This is a genomic window from Pseudomonas sp. SA233 (assembly GCF_054792385.1).
Map to the genome: position 1 here is coordinate 938,299 of NZ_CP096449.1, position 16,041 is coordinate 954,339.

13 protein-coding genes are annotated in these 16,041 nt (G+C 62.7%); 7 read left to right on the top strand and 6 right to left on the bottom strand.

From position 1 onward, the window contains the following. Nucleotides 1-3: 3 nt before the first annotated feature. The 6 genes from M1D87_RS04345 to norR all read right to left on the bottom strand — a co-directional run bounded on the left by M1D87_RS04345 (nucleotide 4) and on the right by norR (nucleotide 8,266). Nucleotides 4-3,096: a multidrug efflux RND transporter permease subunit gene (locus tag M1D87_RS04345; RefSeq protein ID WP_123085376.1), complete on the bottom strand. Its 3,093-nt coding sequence runs from the start codon at nucleotides 3,094-3,096 to the stop codon at nucleotides 4-6. Next, nucleotides 3,093-4,256 carry an efflux RND transporter periplasmic adaptor subunit gene (locus tag M1D87_RS04350; protein ID WP_123085377.1) on the bottom strand — a complete coding sequence of 388 codons (1,164 nt, stop codon included), beginning with the start codon at nucleotides 4,254-4,256 and terminating at the stop codon, nucleotides 3,093-3,095. Before M1D87_RS04350 ends, M1D87_RS04345 begins: the two co-directional genes overlap by 4 nt. 310 nt (nucleotides 4,257-4,566) lie before the next feature. Further along, the gene (locus M1D87_RS04355) at nucleotides 4,567-5,301 is read right to left on the bottom strand and encodes a YkgJ family cysteine cluster protein (protein WP_123085378.1); all 735 of its coding nucleotides are present in this window, start codon (nucleotides 5,299-5,301) and stop codon (nucleotides 4,567-4,569) included. Continuing rightward, entirely contained in the window at nucleotides 5,298-5,609 is a 312-nt protein-coding gene (locus tag M1D87_RS04360) for a hypothetical protein (RefSeq protein ID WP_123085379.1), read from the bottom strand. The genes M1D87_RS04355 and M1D87_RS04360 overlap by 4 nt, the downstream gene beginning before the upstream one ends. Before the next feature lie 87 nt (nucleotides 5,610-5,696). After that, on the bottom strand, nucleotides 5,697-6,596 hold the full coding sequence (locus M1D87_RS04365; protein ID WP_123085380.1) for a chemotaxis protein: 900 nt from the start codon (nucleotides 6,594-6,596) through the stop codon (nucleotides 5,697-5,699). A gap of 116 nt (nucleotides 6,597-6,712) precedes the next feature. Further along, the gene (gene norR, locus M1D87_RS04370; RefSeq protein WP_123085381.1) at nucleotides 6,713-8,266 is read right to left on the bottom strand and encodes a nitric oxide reductase transcriptional regulator NorR; all 1,554 of its coding nucleotides are present in this window, start codon (nucleotides 8,264-8,266) and stop codon (nucleotides 6,713-6,715) included. Nucleotides 8,267-8,420: 154 nt separating this feature from the next. On the opposite strand from norR, the gene hmpA reads away from it, so the two are divergent. The 7 genes from hmpA to cyoE all read left to right on the top strand — a co-directional run bounded on the left by hmpA (nucleotide 8,421) and on the right by cyoE (nucleotide 16,022). Next, a complete protein-coding gene (hmpA, locus tag M1D87_RS04375) occupies nucleotides 8,421-9,599 on the top strand; it encodes an NO-inducible flavohemoprotein (protein WP_421091777.1) in 1,179 nt (392 codons plus the stop codon). A gap of 532 nt (nucleotides 9,600-10,131) precedes the next feature. Further along, complete coding sequence (locus M1D87_RS04380) at nucleotides 10,132-10,638, top strand: disulfide bond formation protein B (protein ID WP_039613829.1); 507 nt, start codon at nucleotides 10,132-10,134, stop codon at nucleotides 10,636-10,638. 559 nt (nucleotides 10,639-11,197) lie between these two features. After that, nucleotides 11,198-12,142: a ubiquinol oxidase subunit II gene (gene cyoA / locus M1D87_RS04385; protein ID WP_015268993.1), complete on the top strand. Its 945-nt coding sequence runs from the start codon at nucleotides 11,198-11,200 to the stop codon at nucleotides 12,140-12,142. 3 nt (nucleotides 12,143-12,145) lie between these two features. Further along, nucleotides 12,146-14,164: a cytochrome o ubiquinol oxidase subunit I gene (gene cyoB / locus M1D87_RS04390; RefSeq protein ID WP_013970980.1), complete on the top strand. Its 2,019-nt coding sequence runs from the start codon at nucleotides 12,146-12,148 to the stop codon at nucleotides 14,162-14,164. 3 nt (nucleotides 14,165-14,167) lie between these two features. Then, nucleotides 14,168-14,791, top strand: coding sequence for a cytochrome o ubiquinol oxidase subunit III (gene cyoC / locus M1D87_RS04395; RefSeq protein WP_023661242.1), 624 nt, complete (start codon nucleotides 14,168-14,170; stop codon nucleotides 14,789-14,791). Continuing rightward, nucleotides 14,791-15,123 carry a cytochrome o ubiquinol oxidase subunit IV gene (gene cyoD / locus M1D87_RS04400; protein WP_003259128.1) on the top strand — a complete coding sequence of 111 codons (333 nt, stop codon included), beginning with the start codon at nucleotides 14,791-14,793 and terminating at the stop codon, nucleotides 15,121-15,123. Before cyoC ends, cyoD begins: the two co-directional genes overlap by 1 nt. An 11-nt stretch (nucleotides 15,124-15,134) precedes the next feature. Continuing rightward, nucleotides 15,135-16,022, top strand: a complete 888-nt coding sequence (gene cyoE, locus M1D87_RS04405) for a heme o synthase (RefSeq protein ID WP_013970981.1) — start codon at nucleotides 15,135-15,137, stop codon at nucleotides 16,020-16,022. Nucleotides 16,023-16,041: the final 19 nt, after the last annotated feature.

The window sequence follows — 16,041 nt, forward strand, 5'->3', positions numbered from 1 at the left end:
GTCCTAACTGGCACTGGGCGCCGCCGCACGGGCGGCCTGGCGGCGGTGGAACAGGCGCTCCAGGGCCAAGTATATGACCGGGGTGGTGAACAGCGTCAGCGCCTGGCTCACCATCAGGCCACCAACCACGGCGATGCCCAGTGGCTGGCGCAGTTCGGAACCGGTGCCGAAGCCGAACATCAGCGGCACCGCGCCGAGCAAGGCGGCCAGGGTGGTCATGATGATCGGCCGGAAGCGCGTCAGGCAGGCCTGATGGATCGCCTGCTCCGGGGTCAGGCCCTGGCGGCGTTGGGCCTCCAGGGCGAAGTCGATCAGCAGGATGCCGTTTTTCTTGACGATACCGATCAGAAGCACCACGCCGATCAGCCCCATGATGCTGAAGTCCTGGCCCAAGGCCCACAACAGGATCAGCGCGCCGAGGCCGGCCGAGGGCAGGGTGGAAATGATCGTCAGCGGGTGGACGAAGCTTTCGTACAGCACGCCGAGGATGATGTACACCGCCACCAGCGCAGCCAGGATCAGCCAAGGCTGGCTCGACAGCGAACTCTGGAAGGCCTGGGCCGCGCCCTGGAAGTTGCCGCTGATGGAGTCGGGCATGCCCAGCTCGCGCTGGGTGCGCTCGAGGATGGTCACCGCATCGCCCAGGGCCACGCCCGGGGCCAGGTTGAACGACAGGTTGGCCGCCGGGAACAGGCCATCGTGGCTGATCGACAGCGGCCCGGTGCTGGGCGCCGCTACATGGGCTACTGCCGACAGCGGTACCATCTCGTTGGTCAGCGGCGAGCGCAGGTAGAAGTAGTTGAGGCTTTCGGCCTTGCCGCGCTGGCGGGCATCCAGTTCGAGGATCACCTTGTACTGGTTGGTCTCGGTCTGGAATTCACTGATCTGCCGTTGGCCGAAGGCGTCGTACAACGCCTGGTCGACGTCGGTGGTGGTCAGGCCGAAACGTGCCGCGGCCTGGCGGTCGATATCGATGCGGGTGACGCTGGCGCCCAGTTGCAGGTCGTTGGACAGGTCGCGGAACGCCGGGTTTTCCCGCAGGCGCTCGGTCAGGCGCTGGGTCCACAGGTTCAGCGCCATGCCGTCGTTGCTCTTGAGCACGTACTGGTACTGGGTGCGCGACGGGCCGGAGCTTAGGTTGATGTCCTGGCCGGCACGCATGTACAGGACGATGCCTGGTACCTGGGCCAGCTTGGGTCGCAGCCGGTCGATCAGTTCGCTGGCCGACACATCGCGTTCGCCACGCGGTTTGAGGGCGATCCAGAAACGGCCGTTGGCGATGGTCTGGTTGCTGCCGGTGACGCCCACCGAGTGGGAGAACGCGCGCACCGCCGGGTCGGCCTCGATGATTTTGGCCAGCGCCTGGTGCTTCTCGATCATCGACGGGTACGACACATCCGCTGCCGCCTCGCTGGTGCCAAGAATGAAGCCGGTGTCCTGCAGCGGGAAAAAGCCCTTTGGGATACCCACGTAACCGGCCACCGCCAGGGCCAGGGTCAGGCCGAACATGCCGAGGGTGAGGCGCTGGTGGGTGAGCGCGTGATCCAGGCCCTTTTCGTACCACCTGACCAGCCGCTCGCCGAAGCCGCCCTTGTGCTCTCCGGGCGGGCGGTGCATGAACAGTGCGCACAGGGTTGGCGCCAGGGTCAGCGAAACCACCACCGAAATCAGGATGGTGGCGGTGGCGGTCAGGGCGAACTCCTTGAACAGCCGGCCGACCACGCCGCCCATGAACAGCAGCGGGATGAACGCGGCGATCAGCGAGAAACTGATCGACACCACGGTGAAGCCTATTTCCCCGGCGCCCTTGAGCGCTGCCGTGCGGCTGTCGTCGCCGGCCTCCAGGTGACGGTGGATGTTCTCCACCACGACGATGGCATCGTCGACCACGAAGCCCACCGAGATGACGATGGCCACCAGGGTCAGGTTGTTCAGGCTGAAGCCGAAGATGTACATCAGCGCGCAACTGGCGATCAGCGATACGCCGAGCACGCTGGACACCACCATGGTCGCCGACCACTGGCGCAGGAACAGCGCCATCACCCCGATCACCAGGGCCACGGCGATCATCAGGGTCAGCTCCACTTCATGCAGCGAGGCACGGATGGTCTGGGTGCGGTCCTGCAGCACCGACACTTCGACCGAGGCTGGCAGCATCTCCTGCAGCTTGGGCAGGGCAGCCAGTACCCGGTCCACGGTATCGACGATGTTGGCGCCTGGCTGGCGGAAAATCACCAGGTTCAGCCCAGGCTGGTCGCCGGACCAGGCTTTGACGTAGGCGTTCTCGGCGCCATTGATCACCTTGGCCACGTCCTTCAGGTGCACCGGTGCACCGTCACGGTAGGAGACGATCAGCTGGGCGTAGTCATCGGGGTGGAACAACTGGTCGTTGGCGGCGATGGTCGACACGCTGTGTTCGCCGTACAGCGCACCCTTGGCCAGGTTCAGGCTGGTCTGCTGGATGGCCTGGCGCAGGTCGGCCAGGGTCAGGCCGATGGCGGCCAGTTTCTCGGGTTGCGCCTGCACGCGGATCGCCGGGCGCAGTTGCCCGGTGATGTTGATCAGGCCGACCCCGTCGATCTGGCTCAGCTGGCGCGCGAGCAGGGTTTCGGCGTAGTCGCTGAGGTCGTTGCCAGGCATCTGGCTGGAGCTTACCGTCAGCACCAGCACCGGGCTGTCCGCCGGGTTGACCTTGCGCCAGGTCGGCGGGTTGGGCAGGTCTTGCGGCAGGCGCGCGGTGGCGGTGTTGATGGCCGCCTGCACTTCCTGGGCGGCGGTGTCGATGTTTTTGTCTAGCGTGAACTGCAGGATCAGGTTGGTCGAGCCCAGTGCGCTGCTGCTGGTCATCTGGGTCATGCCGGGGATGGCGCTGAACTGCACTTCCAGCGGCGTGGCCACCGACGAGGCCATGGTTTCCGGGCTGGCGCCGGGCAGCTGGGCGGTGACCTGGATGGTCGGGAAGTCGGCTTCCGGCAGTGGTGCCACCGGCAGGCGCGGGAAGGCGATGGCCCCCAGCAGCACCAGGGCGAAGGTCAGCAGCAGGGTGGCGATAGGGTGGTCGATGCACCAGGCCGAAACACCGTTGCGCGTGTTCATGGCTGGCTCCGCCGGTCGGCCATTTCCGACGGCGCGGGGGCATCGGGGGCCACCTCGACCCGCGAACCTGGCTTGAGCCGCGACTGGCCATCGAGCACCAGGCGCTCGCCCGGCTTGACCCCGGCAATGATGTTGAGCCCGCTGTCCTGGTACAGCACCTTGACCGGCACGCTGGTGACCTTGTCACCGTCCAGGCGGTAGACAAAGTGCCCGTCGACGCCGCGCTGTACCACAGGCGGCGGTACCACCAGGGCGTTTTCTTCCACGGAGGTGCGCAGGCGGATGGTGACCAGCTGGCCCGGCCACAGGCGGCCGTCCTTGTTGTCGAACTCGGCTTTTACCCGCACGGTGCCGGTGGTGGCGGAGATCTGATTGTCGATCAGTGCCAGGTGGCCTTCACCGAGCAGGCTGCGTTCGCCGTCGGCATCCATGTAGGCCTGCACCAGTGCCGGGGTGGGCGCCTTGAGCAGGCTTTGCAGGGTTGGCAGCATTTGCTGCGGCAGGGCGAATTCGACGGCGATCGGGTCGATCTGGGTGACGCTGAACAGGCTGCGGGTATCGCTGGTGCGCACCAGGTTGCCGGGGTCGACGTTGCGAATACCTACCCGGCCGGTCACTGGCGAGCGGATCTGCGTGTACGACAGCTGCACCTCGGCATTGGCGATGGCCGCCTGGTTGCCCTTGACCGTGGCTTGCAGGCGGTTGACCAGGGCCTGCTGCTGGTCGAGCGTCTGCTTCGACACGCCGTTGTCGGTACTCAGCAGGCGGTAGCGCTGCAGGTCGACGTTGGCTACCTGGATCTGCGCCTGGCTCTGGCCAAGTTCGGCACGGGCCTGGTCGAGGTTGGCGCGGATGGCGCGGTCGTCGAGGGTGGCCAGCAGGTCACCTTCCTTCACCCACTGGCCTTCCTTGACCAGCACCTGGGTCAGTACCCCCTCCACTTGCGGGCGCACCTCGACGCTGTGCAGCGACAGCACCGAGCCGATGGCGCTGGCATAGCGCGGCACGTTCTGCTGGACGACGCTGACCACGCGCACCGGGATGGCGGTTTGCGCGCGGGTGGCAGGTGCTGGCTGGCGCTGGCCGAACCAGATACCCGCTACCGCCAGGACCAGGAGCGCCAGGGCGGCGAGGATGACAGGGCGGGACGGACGTCGCATCGGTGCGGGCACCTTGGCCATAGGGGAGGGAAGTGGGCTGTATTCAATCTTATAGCCCCCGAACCGGGTCGGCAGCGTGACCGCCGGCTGACAGTGCTGTCAGTTTCGCCTGTTCCGCGGGAGATCGTTCGCCTTTTGCGCTGCGCTGTCGCGCGGCGATCTGCGTTCCCTGTGGGAGCGGGTTTACCCGCGAAGAATCCAGCGCGGTACATGGCACCGGCTCCGCCGGTGTTCGCGGCTAAAGCCGCTCCCACAGGGATGGCGCCGGTTCATAGATCTGGAACAGGACAGTTGCCCTGCAAAGGCATAGCTAGAAGCTGATGAAGGCGTAATACACCGGGGGCTCGTTGGTGGTGCGCAAACCATGCTCCTGCAAGCTCGCCACCAGCGCCGCGTCCTCCACGTGCAGGGTCCACTGTGCCAGGCCAGCCTCCGGTACCTGCGTCAGACCCGCGCGGAAGGCCCCCATGTCAGGCAGGTAGGCAGTAAATCCGTAGCCCTTGAGCGCACTGGTGGTCATGCCCAGCGCCTGGCACACCGCCACCTTGGCGGCGATGTCATCGCGGTCGGCCTGGCGCGAGGCCTGCACCAGCGCCTCCAGCCCGGCATCGACCAGTTGCCTGCCGTGAATCAGTTCCGGCCCCTGTTGCCAGGCTTCCGGCGGGCAGTCCTTGCTGCCCGGGCGCAGCGGTATATGCGGGTTGATTTCCACCGGGTAGATGCGACAGACCAGCGGGCGCTGGTCGTAGATGGTGCACAGGTCGTTGTCGTCGAGGTTGCGGCAGCGCCCGGGGTTGAACGCGGCAAAGGTCACCGAGACGCGCGCCTCGCCGTCGCCACAGGGCACTGGATGGGAACGACGCAGCACATGATCACGCTGTTCTACCGGCATGCCAGGGCCGTCCGCCACGAAGGCTTCGATCAGTACCACCACCTGGCCGTCGTTGTCTGCCCAGCGGCGCGCTTCGGCCAGGGTCAAGGGCACGTGGTGGCCGGTACAGCACTTGCCGCAGCCGGTACAGGCGAAACGCAGGCTGTCGGTCACTTGACCTCCGGGCTCCACTCGCTGACGAAGGCACGCTGGTGCTGGCGGTCGTACAGGCACAGCTCGGTGCCGGTACGCTGCTGCATGTGCTTCTGGGGGTAGACGCCTTCGATCAGCAGGGCACTCATGCCGACCTGGTCATCGAACTCGGCCGGCTTGCTGCGGGCGTGAGCATCCTTGAACTGGCTGGCGGCCAGGCAAGACTTGAGCATCTGCTGGCGCTGCTCGTTCCAGGCCTGGCTGCTGGAGGCCTGGGCGATACCGCTGAAGAGGGCGAAACTGATCAGGAAAGAGCTGAAAAACTTCATACGGATTCCGGCAAGTTACTTGCGAGGGGGGCGAATTATGCCCGACTCGACCCCGACGGCAAGCCGGGGAGTTTGTCTCCGAATATATCAGCGCTCGGCGAACACCACGGCGCGCGCCGCCACCACCAGATAATCGGTCAGCTCTGGCGAGGAAAACTTGGTGAGGATGGCATTGGCCCCGGCCTGGGTCGCCTTTTCACTGCTCATCGCGCTGTCCAGCGAGGTGTGCAGCAGTATGTACAGGTGCTGGAAGTCGGGGGTTTCGCGCAGGGTGCGTGTGAAAGCGTAGCCGTCCATTTCGCTCATTTCGATGTCGGAGACGATCACGTTGATTTCCTGTGCGGTGCCCTGCAGTTCCAGCAACACGTTGATGGCGTCCTTGGCGCTGCGCGCGGTATGGCATTCGACGCCGAGGTTGCGCAGGGTGTGCACCGACTGTTGCAGGGCTACCTGGCTGTCATCCACCACCAGGATATTGGCGGCGGCCAGCAGGCTGGCGTCTTCCTCGCTCAGGGTGGCGTGATGCGGTTCGGGCACCGGCGGGGCGATGGCGTGGATGACTTTTTCGATGTCCAGCACCTGCACCAGAGTGTTGTCGACCCGGGTTACGCCGGTGATGAACGAGCGGCTGCCCGAGCCATAGGGAGGTGGTTTGATGTCGGTGCTCAGGCAATGCACGATGCGGCTGACCGCCTGCACATGCAGGCCCTGGCGCGAGCGGCTGATCTCGGTGACGATCAGGCAGCCGCCGTCCGGGTCGGCCAGCGGCCGTTCGCCAATGGCGCGGGACAGGTCGATGACTGACAGCGAATTGCCGCGCAGGGTTGCCACGCCCTTCACGTGGGGGTGCGATTCGGGCAGCTTGGTCAACGGTGGGCAGGGGATTATCTCGCTGACCTTGAGCAGGTTGATTGCCATCAACTTGCCGCTGCGCAGGGTGAACAGCAGCAGGGACAGCGAGTCCGCGCGGGCATTTTGCGTGGCCATGGTGACCTTCGTGGCGAACAGGGGATAACCGGTTATCGGCCTGTTCGGGCTTGGCTTTAGTCATTTTGCACCGAGCCAAGGAATGCTCGGGACCCTATGGGAGCGCGCTGGTTCAATTAGCGCAGCCCCAGCCGACGGGCCAGGCGGCTAAGGTTGGCGCGATCCAGGCCGAGTTCCCGGGCAGCCGCTGCCCAGTTTTCCTGGTGCCGCTGCAGGCAGGCCTCGATCAGCTGGCGCTGGTAGTCGTCGACGGCTTCGCGCAAGCCCCCTTCGGGTAGCGGTGCCGTCGGCAAGGGCACGGCAGGGGAGGGCGGCGTGCCGGGAGTTGCGGTTGCGCGCAGGTCCAGGTCGATGGCTTCCAGGGTGAGGATGCGTGGCCTGTCGGAATGTTGGCCCAGTGCCTTGAGCGCCGAGCGGCCGATCAGGTGTTCCAGTTCACGCACGTTCCCTGGCCAGTCGTAGGCCAGCAGCGCGGCCTGGGCTTCGCTGCTCAGGCGCAGGCTGTTCAGGCCCAGGCGCGAACGGTTCTGTTCGAGGAAGTAGCCAGCCAGTAGCAGCACATCCCGCCCACGTTCGCGTAACGGCGGAACATGCAGCGGGTATACGCTGAGGCGGTGGTAGAAGTCGGCGCGGAAGTTGCCAATACGTACCTCTGCTGCCAGGTCGCGATTGGTGGCTGCGATCAGGCGCACATCCACCCGGTGTTCGCGGTCCGAGCCCAGGCGTTGCAACTGGCCGCTCTGCAGTACGCGCAACAATTTGGCCTGCACCGTCAGTGGCAGTTCACCGACTTCGTCGAGGAACAATGTGCCGCCATTGGCGAGCTCGAACTTGCCGCGGCGCTCGCCATGGGCGCCGGTGAAGGCTCCGCGTACATGGCCGAACAGTTCGCTTTCCACCAGGGTGTCAGGCAGGGCGGCGCAGTTGAGGCTGACCAACGGCTTGTCGGCGCGGTTGCTGGCCTGGTGCAGGGCCTGGGCCACCAACTCCTTGCCGACGCCGGTCTCACCGGTTATCAGTACCGTCAGGTCACTGCCACCGACCAGGCGGATTTCCTCGACCAGGCGCTTGTGCGCGGGGCTCTGGCCAATCAGCTCTTTGTCCTGGCCGCTGGCCTGGCGGTAGATCTCCGCGCGATGGTGTTCGTCTTCCGCGCGCAGGGCCAGGTGCTCGATGCGCTCGGCCACGGTGACCGTGGCGGCGGCAAGGCTGGCGAAGGCCTGCAGAGCGCCCAGCTCCAGGCTCTGGAACTGCCCGGGGGTCAGGGCATCGAGGGTGACCAGGCCCCAAGGGCGCTCGTCGACCATCAACGGGCAACCCATGCAGTCATGTACTTCCAGGTTGGCATCAGGGGCGTTGACCAGGCCGTCGTAAGGGTCGGGTAGCTCGGAGTCGCTGGCGAAGCGGGTGGGTTCCCGGCTGCTGAGCAGGATCTGGAAGCGTGGGTGCTCGCTGACTCGGAAGCGCCGGCCCAGGGTATCGGGGCTCAGGCCGTCCACTGCCAGCGGCACCAGCCACTCGCCGTCCAGGCGCAGCAGCGCGGCGGCATCACAGGGCAGCAACCCCCGCATGGCCTGCAGCAGGCGGCGATAGCGTTCCTGGTCGGGCAGGTCGCGGGAAAGGTCGCTGACCAGGGGCAGCAGGGTGGTGAGCAGGGGCTTCGTGGTCATATGGACTCCTGTGGGTCGATATGACTATACGTCGAGGTGGGTCGTTTTGACATGATCTGCGTCAAGCCCCTGATTTTGCTGGAGATAAGAGTTGGCATGATTGATGTAATAGCTCGGGCAGTCATTTGAAGCCACAGGCTCAGGAGTTGTTGCAATGCTCAATGCCGAACAACGTGCAATCATCAAGGCCACTGTCCCGCTGCTGGAAAGCGGCGGCGAAGCGCTGACCACCCACTTCTACAAGATGATGCTCAGCGAGTACCCGCAGGTGCGCCCGCTGTTCAACCAGGCCCACCAGGCCAGTGGTGACCAACCGCGCGCCCTGGCCAACGGCGTGCTGATGTATGCCCGCCATATCGACCAGCTGGAGCAGCTTGGCGGCCTGGTCGGCCAGATCATCAACAAGCACGTTGCCCTGCAGATTCTGCCGGAGCACTACCCGATCGTCGGCAGCTGCCTGCTGCGCGCCATCGAAGAAGTGCTGGGCAAGGAAATCGCCACCCCCGCCGTGATCGACGCCTGGGGCGCGGCCTATGGCCAGTTGGCCGACATCCTGATCGGCGCGGAAGAGAACCTCTATAAACAGAAGGAAGAAGCCGAAGGCGGCTGGCGCGGCACCCGCGAATTCCGCCTGGTGCGCCGTGAGCAGGAAAGCAGCGAAATCGTTTCGTTCTACTTTGCGCCGGTGGATGGCAAACCGGTGCTCAGGGCCGAGCCTGGCCAGTACATCGGCCTGAAGCTGGACATCGACGGCGCCGAGCAGCGCCGCAACTACTCCCTGTCGGCACTGTGCGACGGCAAGGAATACCGCATCAGCGTCAAGCGCGAGGCGGGTGGCAAGGTCTCCAACTACCTGCACGATGTGCTGGCGGTGGGCGATACCCTGCAGCTGTTCCCGCCGGCTGGCGATTTCACCCTGGCAGCGAGCGACAAGCCGCTGGTGCTGATCAGCGGTGGCGTGGGTATTACCCCGACCCTGCCAATGCTGCAGGCGGCACTGCAAACCCAGCGTGAGGTGCATTTCATTCACTGCGCCCGTAACGGCGCCGTGCATGCCTTCCGCGACTGGATCGACGAGCTGGCCGAGCGTCACCCGCAGCTCAAGCGCTTCTACTGCTATGCAGAACCGCAGGGTGGCGGCGCGGCTGATGCCGTGGGCCTGCTGAGCGAAGACCTGCTGGCCGAGTGGCTGCCGCAAGAGCGAGACGTGGATGCCTACTTCCTCGGGCCCAAGGCCTTCATGGCGGCGGTCAAGCGCCAGTTGAAGGGCCTGGGTGTGCCAGAGCAGCAGAGCCGCTACGAGTTCTTCGGGCCGGCGGCAGCGCTGGAGTGATGTAGCGCCTGCACTGGCCTCTTCGCGGGTAAACCCGCTCCCACAGGGACCGCACAGGTTTCAAACCTTGTGGGGATCTGTGGGAAATTTAGTGGTTTTCAACAAACCAGCCCCCACAGGGATCGCGCAGATTTCAATGCCTGCGCGATCCCTGTGGGAGCGGGTTTACCCGCGAAGAGGCCGGTACAGGCTTACATCGTATTCATCCCAGCCGCTGGGCCACACTTCACCTTCCTGCCTATATAAAGGAGAGATGAAAGCGGCTGTGCAGCTTTCATCTTTAATCCTCCTTTAATCACGGTATCCTTCACTCCCGGGTGTCGAGGGGCTTGCCCCTGCGCGGCACCCGGGCAGCCGCTTTTTTGCCGCCCGGCGTTGAACCGACGTCGTTGCGGCCGGTCTCAGCCACACCGGATAGCCCTGCGCAGCGCTATCACGCCGCTTCCTCGGCACGCTCAAAGGCCCTGCACAGCGTGTAGACTTGCGCCAGGCAGGCGGATCACGCTGCCACTATCCATCGAAGGAACCGGCAATGAACGAACAAACATCGCGCCTGAATCGGGAACGGCGCTTTCTGGTACTGTTGGGCCTGATCTGCATTTCGCTGATCGGTGGCGCCCTCTACATGCAGATAGTCCTGGGCGAGGCACCATGCCCGCTGTGCATCCTGCAACGTTATGCCCTGTTGTTCATCGCCGTGTTTGCCTTCATCGCCGCGGCCATGCCCGGACGCCGTAGCCTCACCTTCTTCGAGGCACTGGTGGTGCTCAGCGCCATCGGCGGAATCGTTGCGGCCGGCAACCATGTGTATATACTCGCCAACCCCATGGTCAGTTGCGGCATCGACACCTTGCAGCCGATCGTGGACGACCTGCCGCTGGCCAAGCTCTGGCCGCTGGTGTTCCAGGTCGACGGCTTCTGCAGCACGCCGTACCCGCCGATCCTCGGTCTGTCGCTGGCGCAATGGGCACTGGTGGCGTTCGTCCTTACGGCTGTACTGGTTCCGCTCGGGATCTATCGCAACCGACGCCAGGCTTAGACAAAAGTACCGAGTGGCATGTGGTCTTTTACGCCGCATGAGAAGAGGGGAAATTCGCTCACCGCTTGATCCAGATCAACCCGGAGGCCTTGCAGAATGCGGCTTTGGGGCCTATCAAGCGGGGTGCGACAAACTGTCGCGAAGTTGAATTTTTGAGCGGTATTGTTGCAGATTCTGTAAAGGACTGTTGCTCAATAAGTCATAGTCAAGGGTTGGCGACCTATCTACAATCGCCCCCAATTTCCGTTCGGCACTGCTTGCGAGTCGCAGGATTGAAGGAAGCCTCAGCGCTCCTTTTTGCTGACTTCGTCAAGTTTCGCCCAACGGCGATACCGGGCGGATCCCCCTCCGCGTTTTCCCGCACCAAATGGACTTGGTCTGAAGTACAGGCCTGTTGCCTACGAAACCATAAGCACCGCTAACCCGCTTGACGCCAAGGTCCTGCAGTCGGACCCCGGGCAGGAGCGAGTACGGGCGCGAAATGCCTCACTTGGCAGGACGAAGTGCTGGCTACCAAAACACAAATTGCATTGAAGCAAGCTGATCTAGAGGTCGTGAGATGAGTAAAAAGCGTTACCCCAGACTGTTTGGCATATTGCCCTTTTTAGGCATGCTTTTACTCAGTGGGTGCAACTGGACCCTGCTCGACCCGAAAGGTCAGGTCGGCATTGAGCAAAAGAACCTGATCCTGATCGCTACCGGCCTGATGCTGCTGGTGGTGATTCCTGTCATTATCATGACCGTGGTTTTCGCCTGGAAGTACCGTGCTTCCAACAAGGCTGCCACCTACACCCCCGACTGGTCGCACTCGACCAAGATCGAAGCCGCGGTGTGGATCATCCCGATCCTGATCATCATCGCCCTGGGCTACTTCACCTACCACTCCACCCACAAGCTGGACCCGTACCGTCCGCTGGATTCCGATGTGAAGCCGGTGCAGATCGACGTGGTCGCACTGGACTGGAAGTGGCTGTTCATTTACCCGGAGCAGGGCATTGCCACGGTCAACAAGATCGTCTTCCCGGCTAACACCCCGGTCAACTTCCGCGTCACTTCCGACGCCGTGATGAACTCGTTCTTCATCCCGGGCCTGGGCGGCCAGATCTACGCCATGGCCGGCATGACCACCAAGCTGCACCTGATCGCCAACGAAAACGGCGAGTTCGACGGTATCAGCGCCAACTACAGCGGTGCTGGCTTCACCGGCATGAAATTCAAGGCTACTGCCACCTCTCAGGAAGACTTCGACAAGTGGGTCGCCGAGGTCAAGCAGTCGCCGAAGAAGCTGGACAAGGCCGAATACGACGCCTTGGCCAAACCAAGCGAAAACAACCCGGTCGCGCTGTATAGCGAGGCTTCGCCTGACCAGTTCCAGCTGATCGTCGACAAGTACGAAGGCATGAACCGCGGTCGTCCGAGCCACGAAGAAGCAGGCAGCAAAGATCTGGCCACTACCAAGGGTGTGGAATCGAGTATGCAACCAGCTGCCGGTGCAGAGGAGTAAGAGATGTTCGGTAAACTAAGCCTGGAGGCGATACCCTATCACGAGCCGATAGTCATGGTGACGCTTGCCATGATCGCGCTCGGTGGTATCGCTGTCGTCGGTGCTATCACCTATTTCCGCAAGTGGACCTACTTGTGGAGCGAGTGGTTGACGACTGTCGACCACAAGAAAATCGGGGTGATGTACATCATCGTCGCGATGGTCATGCTGCTGCGCGGCTTTGCCGACGCCATCATGATGCGTACCCAGCTGGCTGCCGCTACCGGTGGCTCCGAAGGCTACCTGCCGCCTGAACACTATGACCAGATCTTCACCGCTCACGGTGTGATCATGATCATCTTCATGGCGATGCCGTTCTTCACCGGCCTGATGAACCTTGCGGTTCCTCTGCAGATCGGTGCACGTGACGTTGCCTTCCCGTTCCTGAACTCCCTGAGCTTCTACCTGCTGCTGGCAGGCGTGCTGCTGGTCAACATCTCGCTGGGCGTTGGTGAATTCGCCAAGACCGGCTGGGTTGCCTATCCGCCGCTCGCGGGCATTCAGTACAGCCCTGGGGTGGGTGTCGACTACTACATCTGGGCGCTACAGCTCTCAGGCCTGGGTACGACGCTTACCGGCGTGAACTTCCTCGTCACCGTGATGAAGATGCGCGCACCTGGCATGAAACTGATGGACATGCCGATCTTCACCTGGACCTGCACCTGGGCCAACGTGCTGATCGTGGCTTCCTTCCCGATCCTGACCGCTGCACTCGCTCTGCTGACTGTTGACCGTTATCTGGACTTCCACATCTTCACCAACGAGCTTGGTGGGAACCCGATGATGTACGTCAACCTGTTCTGGGCGTGGGGTCACCCTGAGGTTTACATCCTGATCCTGCCGGCCTTCGGTGTGTTCTCGGAAGTTACCTCCACCTTCGCAGGCAAGCGTCTGTTCGGCCACCACTCGATGATCTACGCATCGGGCGCCATCGCCGTGCTGGGCTTCGCTGTATGGCTGCACCACTTCTTCACCATGGGTGCCGGCGCCAGCGTCAACACCTTCTTCGGCCTGGCGACGATGCTGATCTCCATTCCGACCGGTGTGAAGCTGTTCAACTGGCTGTTCACCATCTACCAGGGCCGTCTGCGCTTCACCGCGCCGATCATGTGGACCCTGGGCTTCATGATCACCTTCTCCATCGGTGGCATGACTGGTGTTCTGCTGGCTGTTCCAGGTGCTGACTTCGTGCTGCACAACAGCCTGTTCGTAATTGCTCACTTCCACAACGTGATCATCGGTGGTGCGGTATTCGGCTACATCGCCGGCTTCGCCTACTGGTTCCCGAAAGCCTTTGGTTTCACCCTGAACGAGAAGTGGGGCAAGGCTGCCTTCTGGTTCTGGATCTCGGGCTTCTACGTAGCGTTCATGCCGCTGTACGCCCTGGGCTTCATGGGCATGACCCGTCGTCTGAACCACTCCGACAACCCGCTGTGGGAACCCTACCTGTACGTAGCCGTTGTCGGCGCCGTGCTGATCCTGTTCGGTATCGCCTGCCAGCTGATCCAGCTGTACGTATCGGTTCGCGACCGCAACCAGAACCTGGACGTGACCGGCGACCCATGGGGCGGCCGTACCCTGGAATGGTCGACTTCGTCGCCACCTCCGTTCTACAACTTCGCCCACATGCCTGAGAAGGTTGGCCTGGACGCCTGGCACGAAGCCAAGGAAGCCGGTGTTGCCTACAAGCCTGCGGCCAAGTACGAAGCGATCCACATGCCGAGCAACACCTCCACCGGTTTGTTCATGGGCCTGTTCCTGACCGTCTTCGGCTTCGCCTTCATCTGGCACATCTGGTGGCTGGTTGGCGCGAGCCTGGTTGCAACCATCGCTGTCTTCGTTCGCCACGCTGCGCGTGACGACCAGGGCTACATGGTTCCGGCCGAAGAAGTGGCGCGCATCGAAGGCGAGCGCATGAAAGCGCTGGCCAAAGCAGGTGCTCTGCCTGCCGGCGCACGTGTCGAATCGTTTGAGCGGGTGTAATCAATGTCCAGTCAAGTAATGCACGGTGCTGCTCATGGTCACGACCATGGGCATGACGACCACCACCACGACTCGGGCCAGATGACCGTACTCGGTTTCTGGCTGTACCTGATGACCGACTGCATCCTGTTTGCGTCGCTCTTCGCCACCTACGCGGTGCTGTCCGGCAGTTTTGCCGGCGGCCCGTCGGGTCATGACATTTTCCAGCTCGATTTCGTAGCTGTTGAAACGCTGTTCCTGCTGCTGTCCTCGATCACCTTCGGCTTCGCCATGCTGAAGATGTTCGACGGCAAGAAAGCTGGCGTACTGGGCTGGTTGGCTGTGACCTTCCTGTTCGGTGCAGGCTTCATCGCGATGGAAATCTATGAATTCCATCACCTGATCGCCGAGGGCTACGGCCCGAACCGCAGTGGTTTCCTGTCGGGCTTCTTCGCCCTGGTAGGTACCCACGGTCTGCACGTGACCGCCGGCCTGATCTGGATGGCAATCATGATGTACCAGATCAACAAGCACGGCATCACGCCGACCGCCAAGACCCGCATGAGCTGCCTGAGCCTGTTCTGGCACTTCCTGGACGTGGTCTGGATCTGCGTATTCACCGTCGTCTACCTGCTGGGAGTTCTGTAATGGCTAACGCACACGACACTCATCACGAAGGTAACCACGGCAGCGTCAAGTCGTACATGATCGGCTTCATCCTGTCGATCATCCTGACTGCGATCCCGTTCGGCCTGGCCATGTCGCCAAGCCTGCCGAAGAACCTGACCGTTCTGATCATTGTTGCCATGGCCGTGATCCAGGTAGTAGTGCACCTCGTGTACTTCCTGCACATGGACCGCTCGAAAGAGCAACGCAACAACGTTTCGACGTTCCTGTTCACCACCCTGGTGATCGCTCTGCTTGTCGGCCTGTCGCTGTGGATCATGTTCAGCATCCACTTCGAAATGTTGGCCAAGTGAGGTAAGACTGCATGTCCGTTAAGCACTTTATCCAAATCACCAAACCGGGGATCATTTTCGGTAACGTGCTTTCCGTGGCAGGCGGTTTCTTCCTTGCCTCGAAGGGCCATGTGGATTTCGCCCTGTTCCTGGCGGTGGTGATCGGTACTTCGCTGGTGGTTGCGTCCGGATGCGTGTTCAACAACTGCATCGACCGTGACATCGACCACAAGATGGAGCGCACCAAGAACCGCGTCATGGTCCAGGGCGGCATGTCGCTGCCCCTCGCGCTGATCTACGCCACCCTGCTCGGGGTGGCGGGTTTCAGCCTGCTGTATGTCCAGGCCAACCCGCTGTCGGCGTTCTGTGCGCTGATCGGCTTCATCGTCTACGTCGGTTTCTACAGCCTGTGGCTGAAGCGTAAATCGGTGCACGGCACCTTGGTCGGCAGCCTGTCTGGTGCCATGCCTCCGGTGATCGGCTATTGCGCCGTGAGCAACAGCTTCGACCTGGCTGCATTTACCCTGCTGGTGATGTTCAGCCTGTGGCAGATGCCGCACAGCTTCGCCATCGCGATCTTCCGCTTCAAGGATTACAGCGCTGCCAACATTCCGGTCCTGCCGGTGGCACGTGGCATCCTCGCGGCGAAGAAGCAGATCGTGCTGTACGTGCTGGCTTTCGTGCTCGCAACCCTGATGCTTACCCTCGGCGGTTACGCCGGCCTCGGCTATCTGGCCGTGGCAGCAGCCATGGGCCTGTACTGGCTGTACATGGCTTGGGCTGGCTACAAGGCCGAGGACGACAGCAAGTGGGCGCGCAAGGTGTTCGGCTTCTCCATCCTCACCGTCACTGCCCTGAGCGTGATGATGGGTGTGGACAGCCAGACCGCTGCGGACGTGCTGATGACATACGCACGCTGATACTGCTGCCTGTTTCACG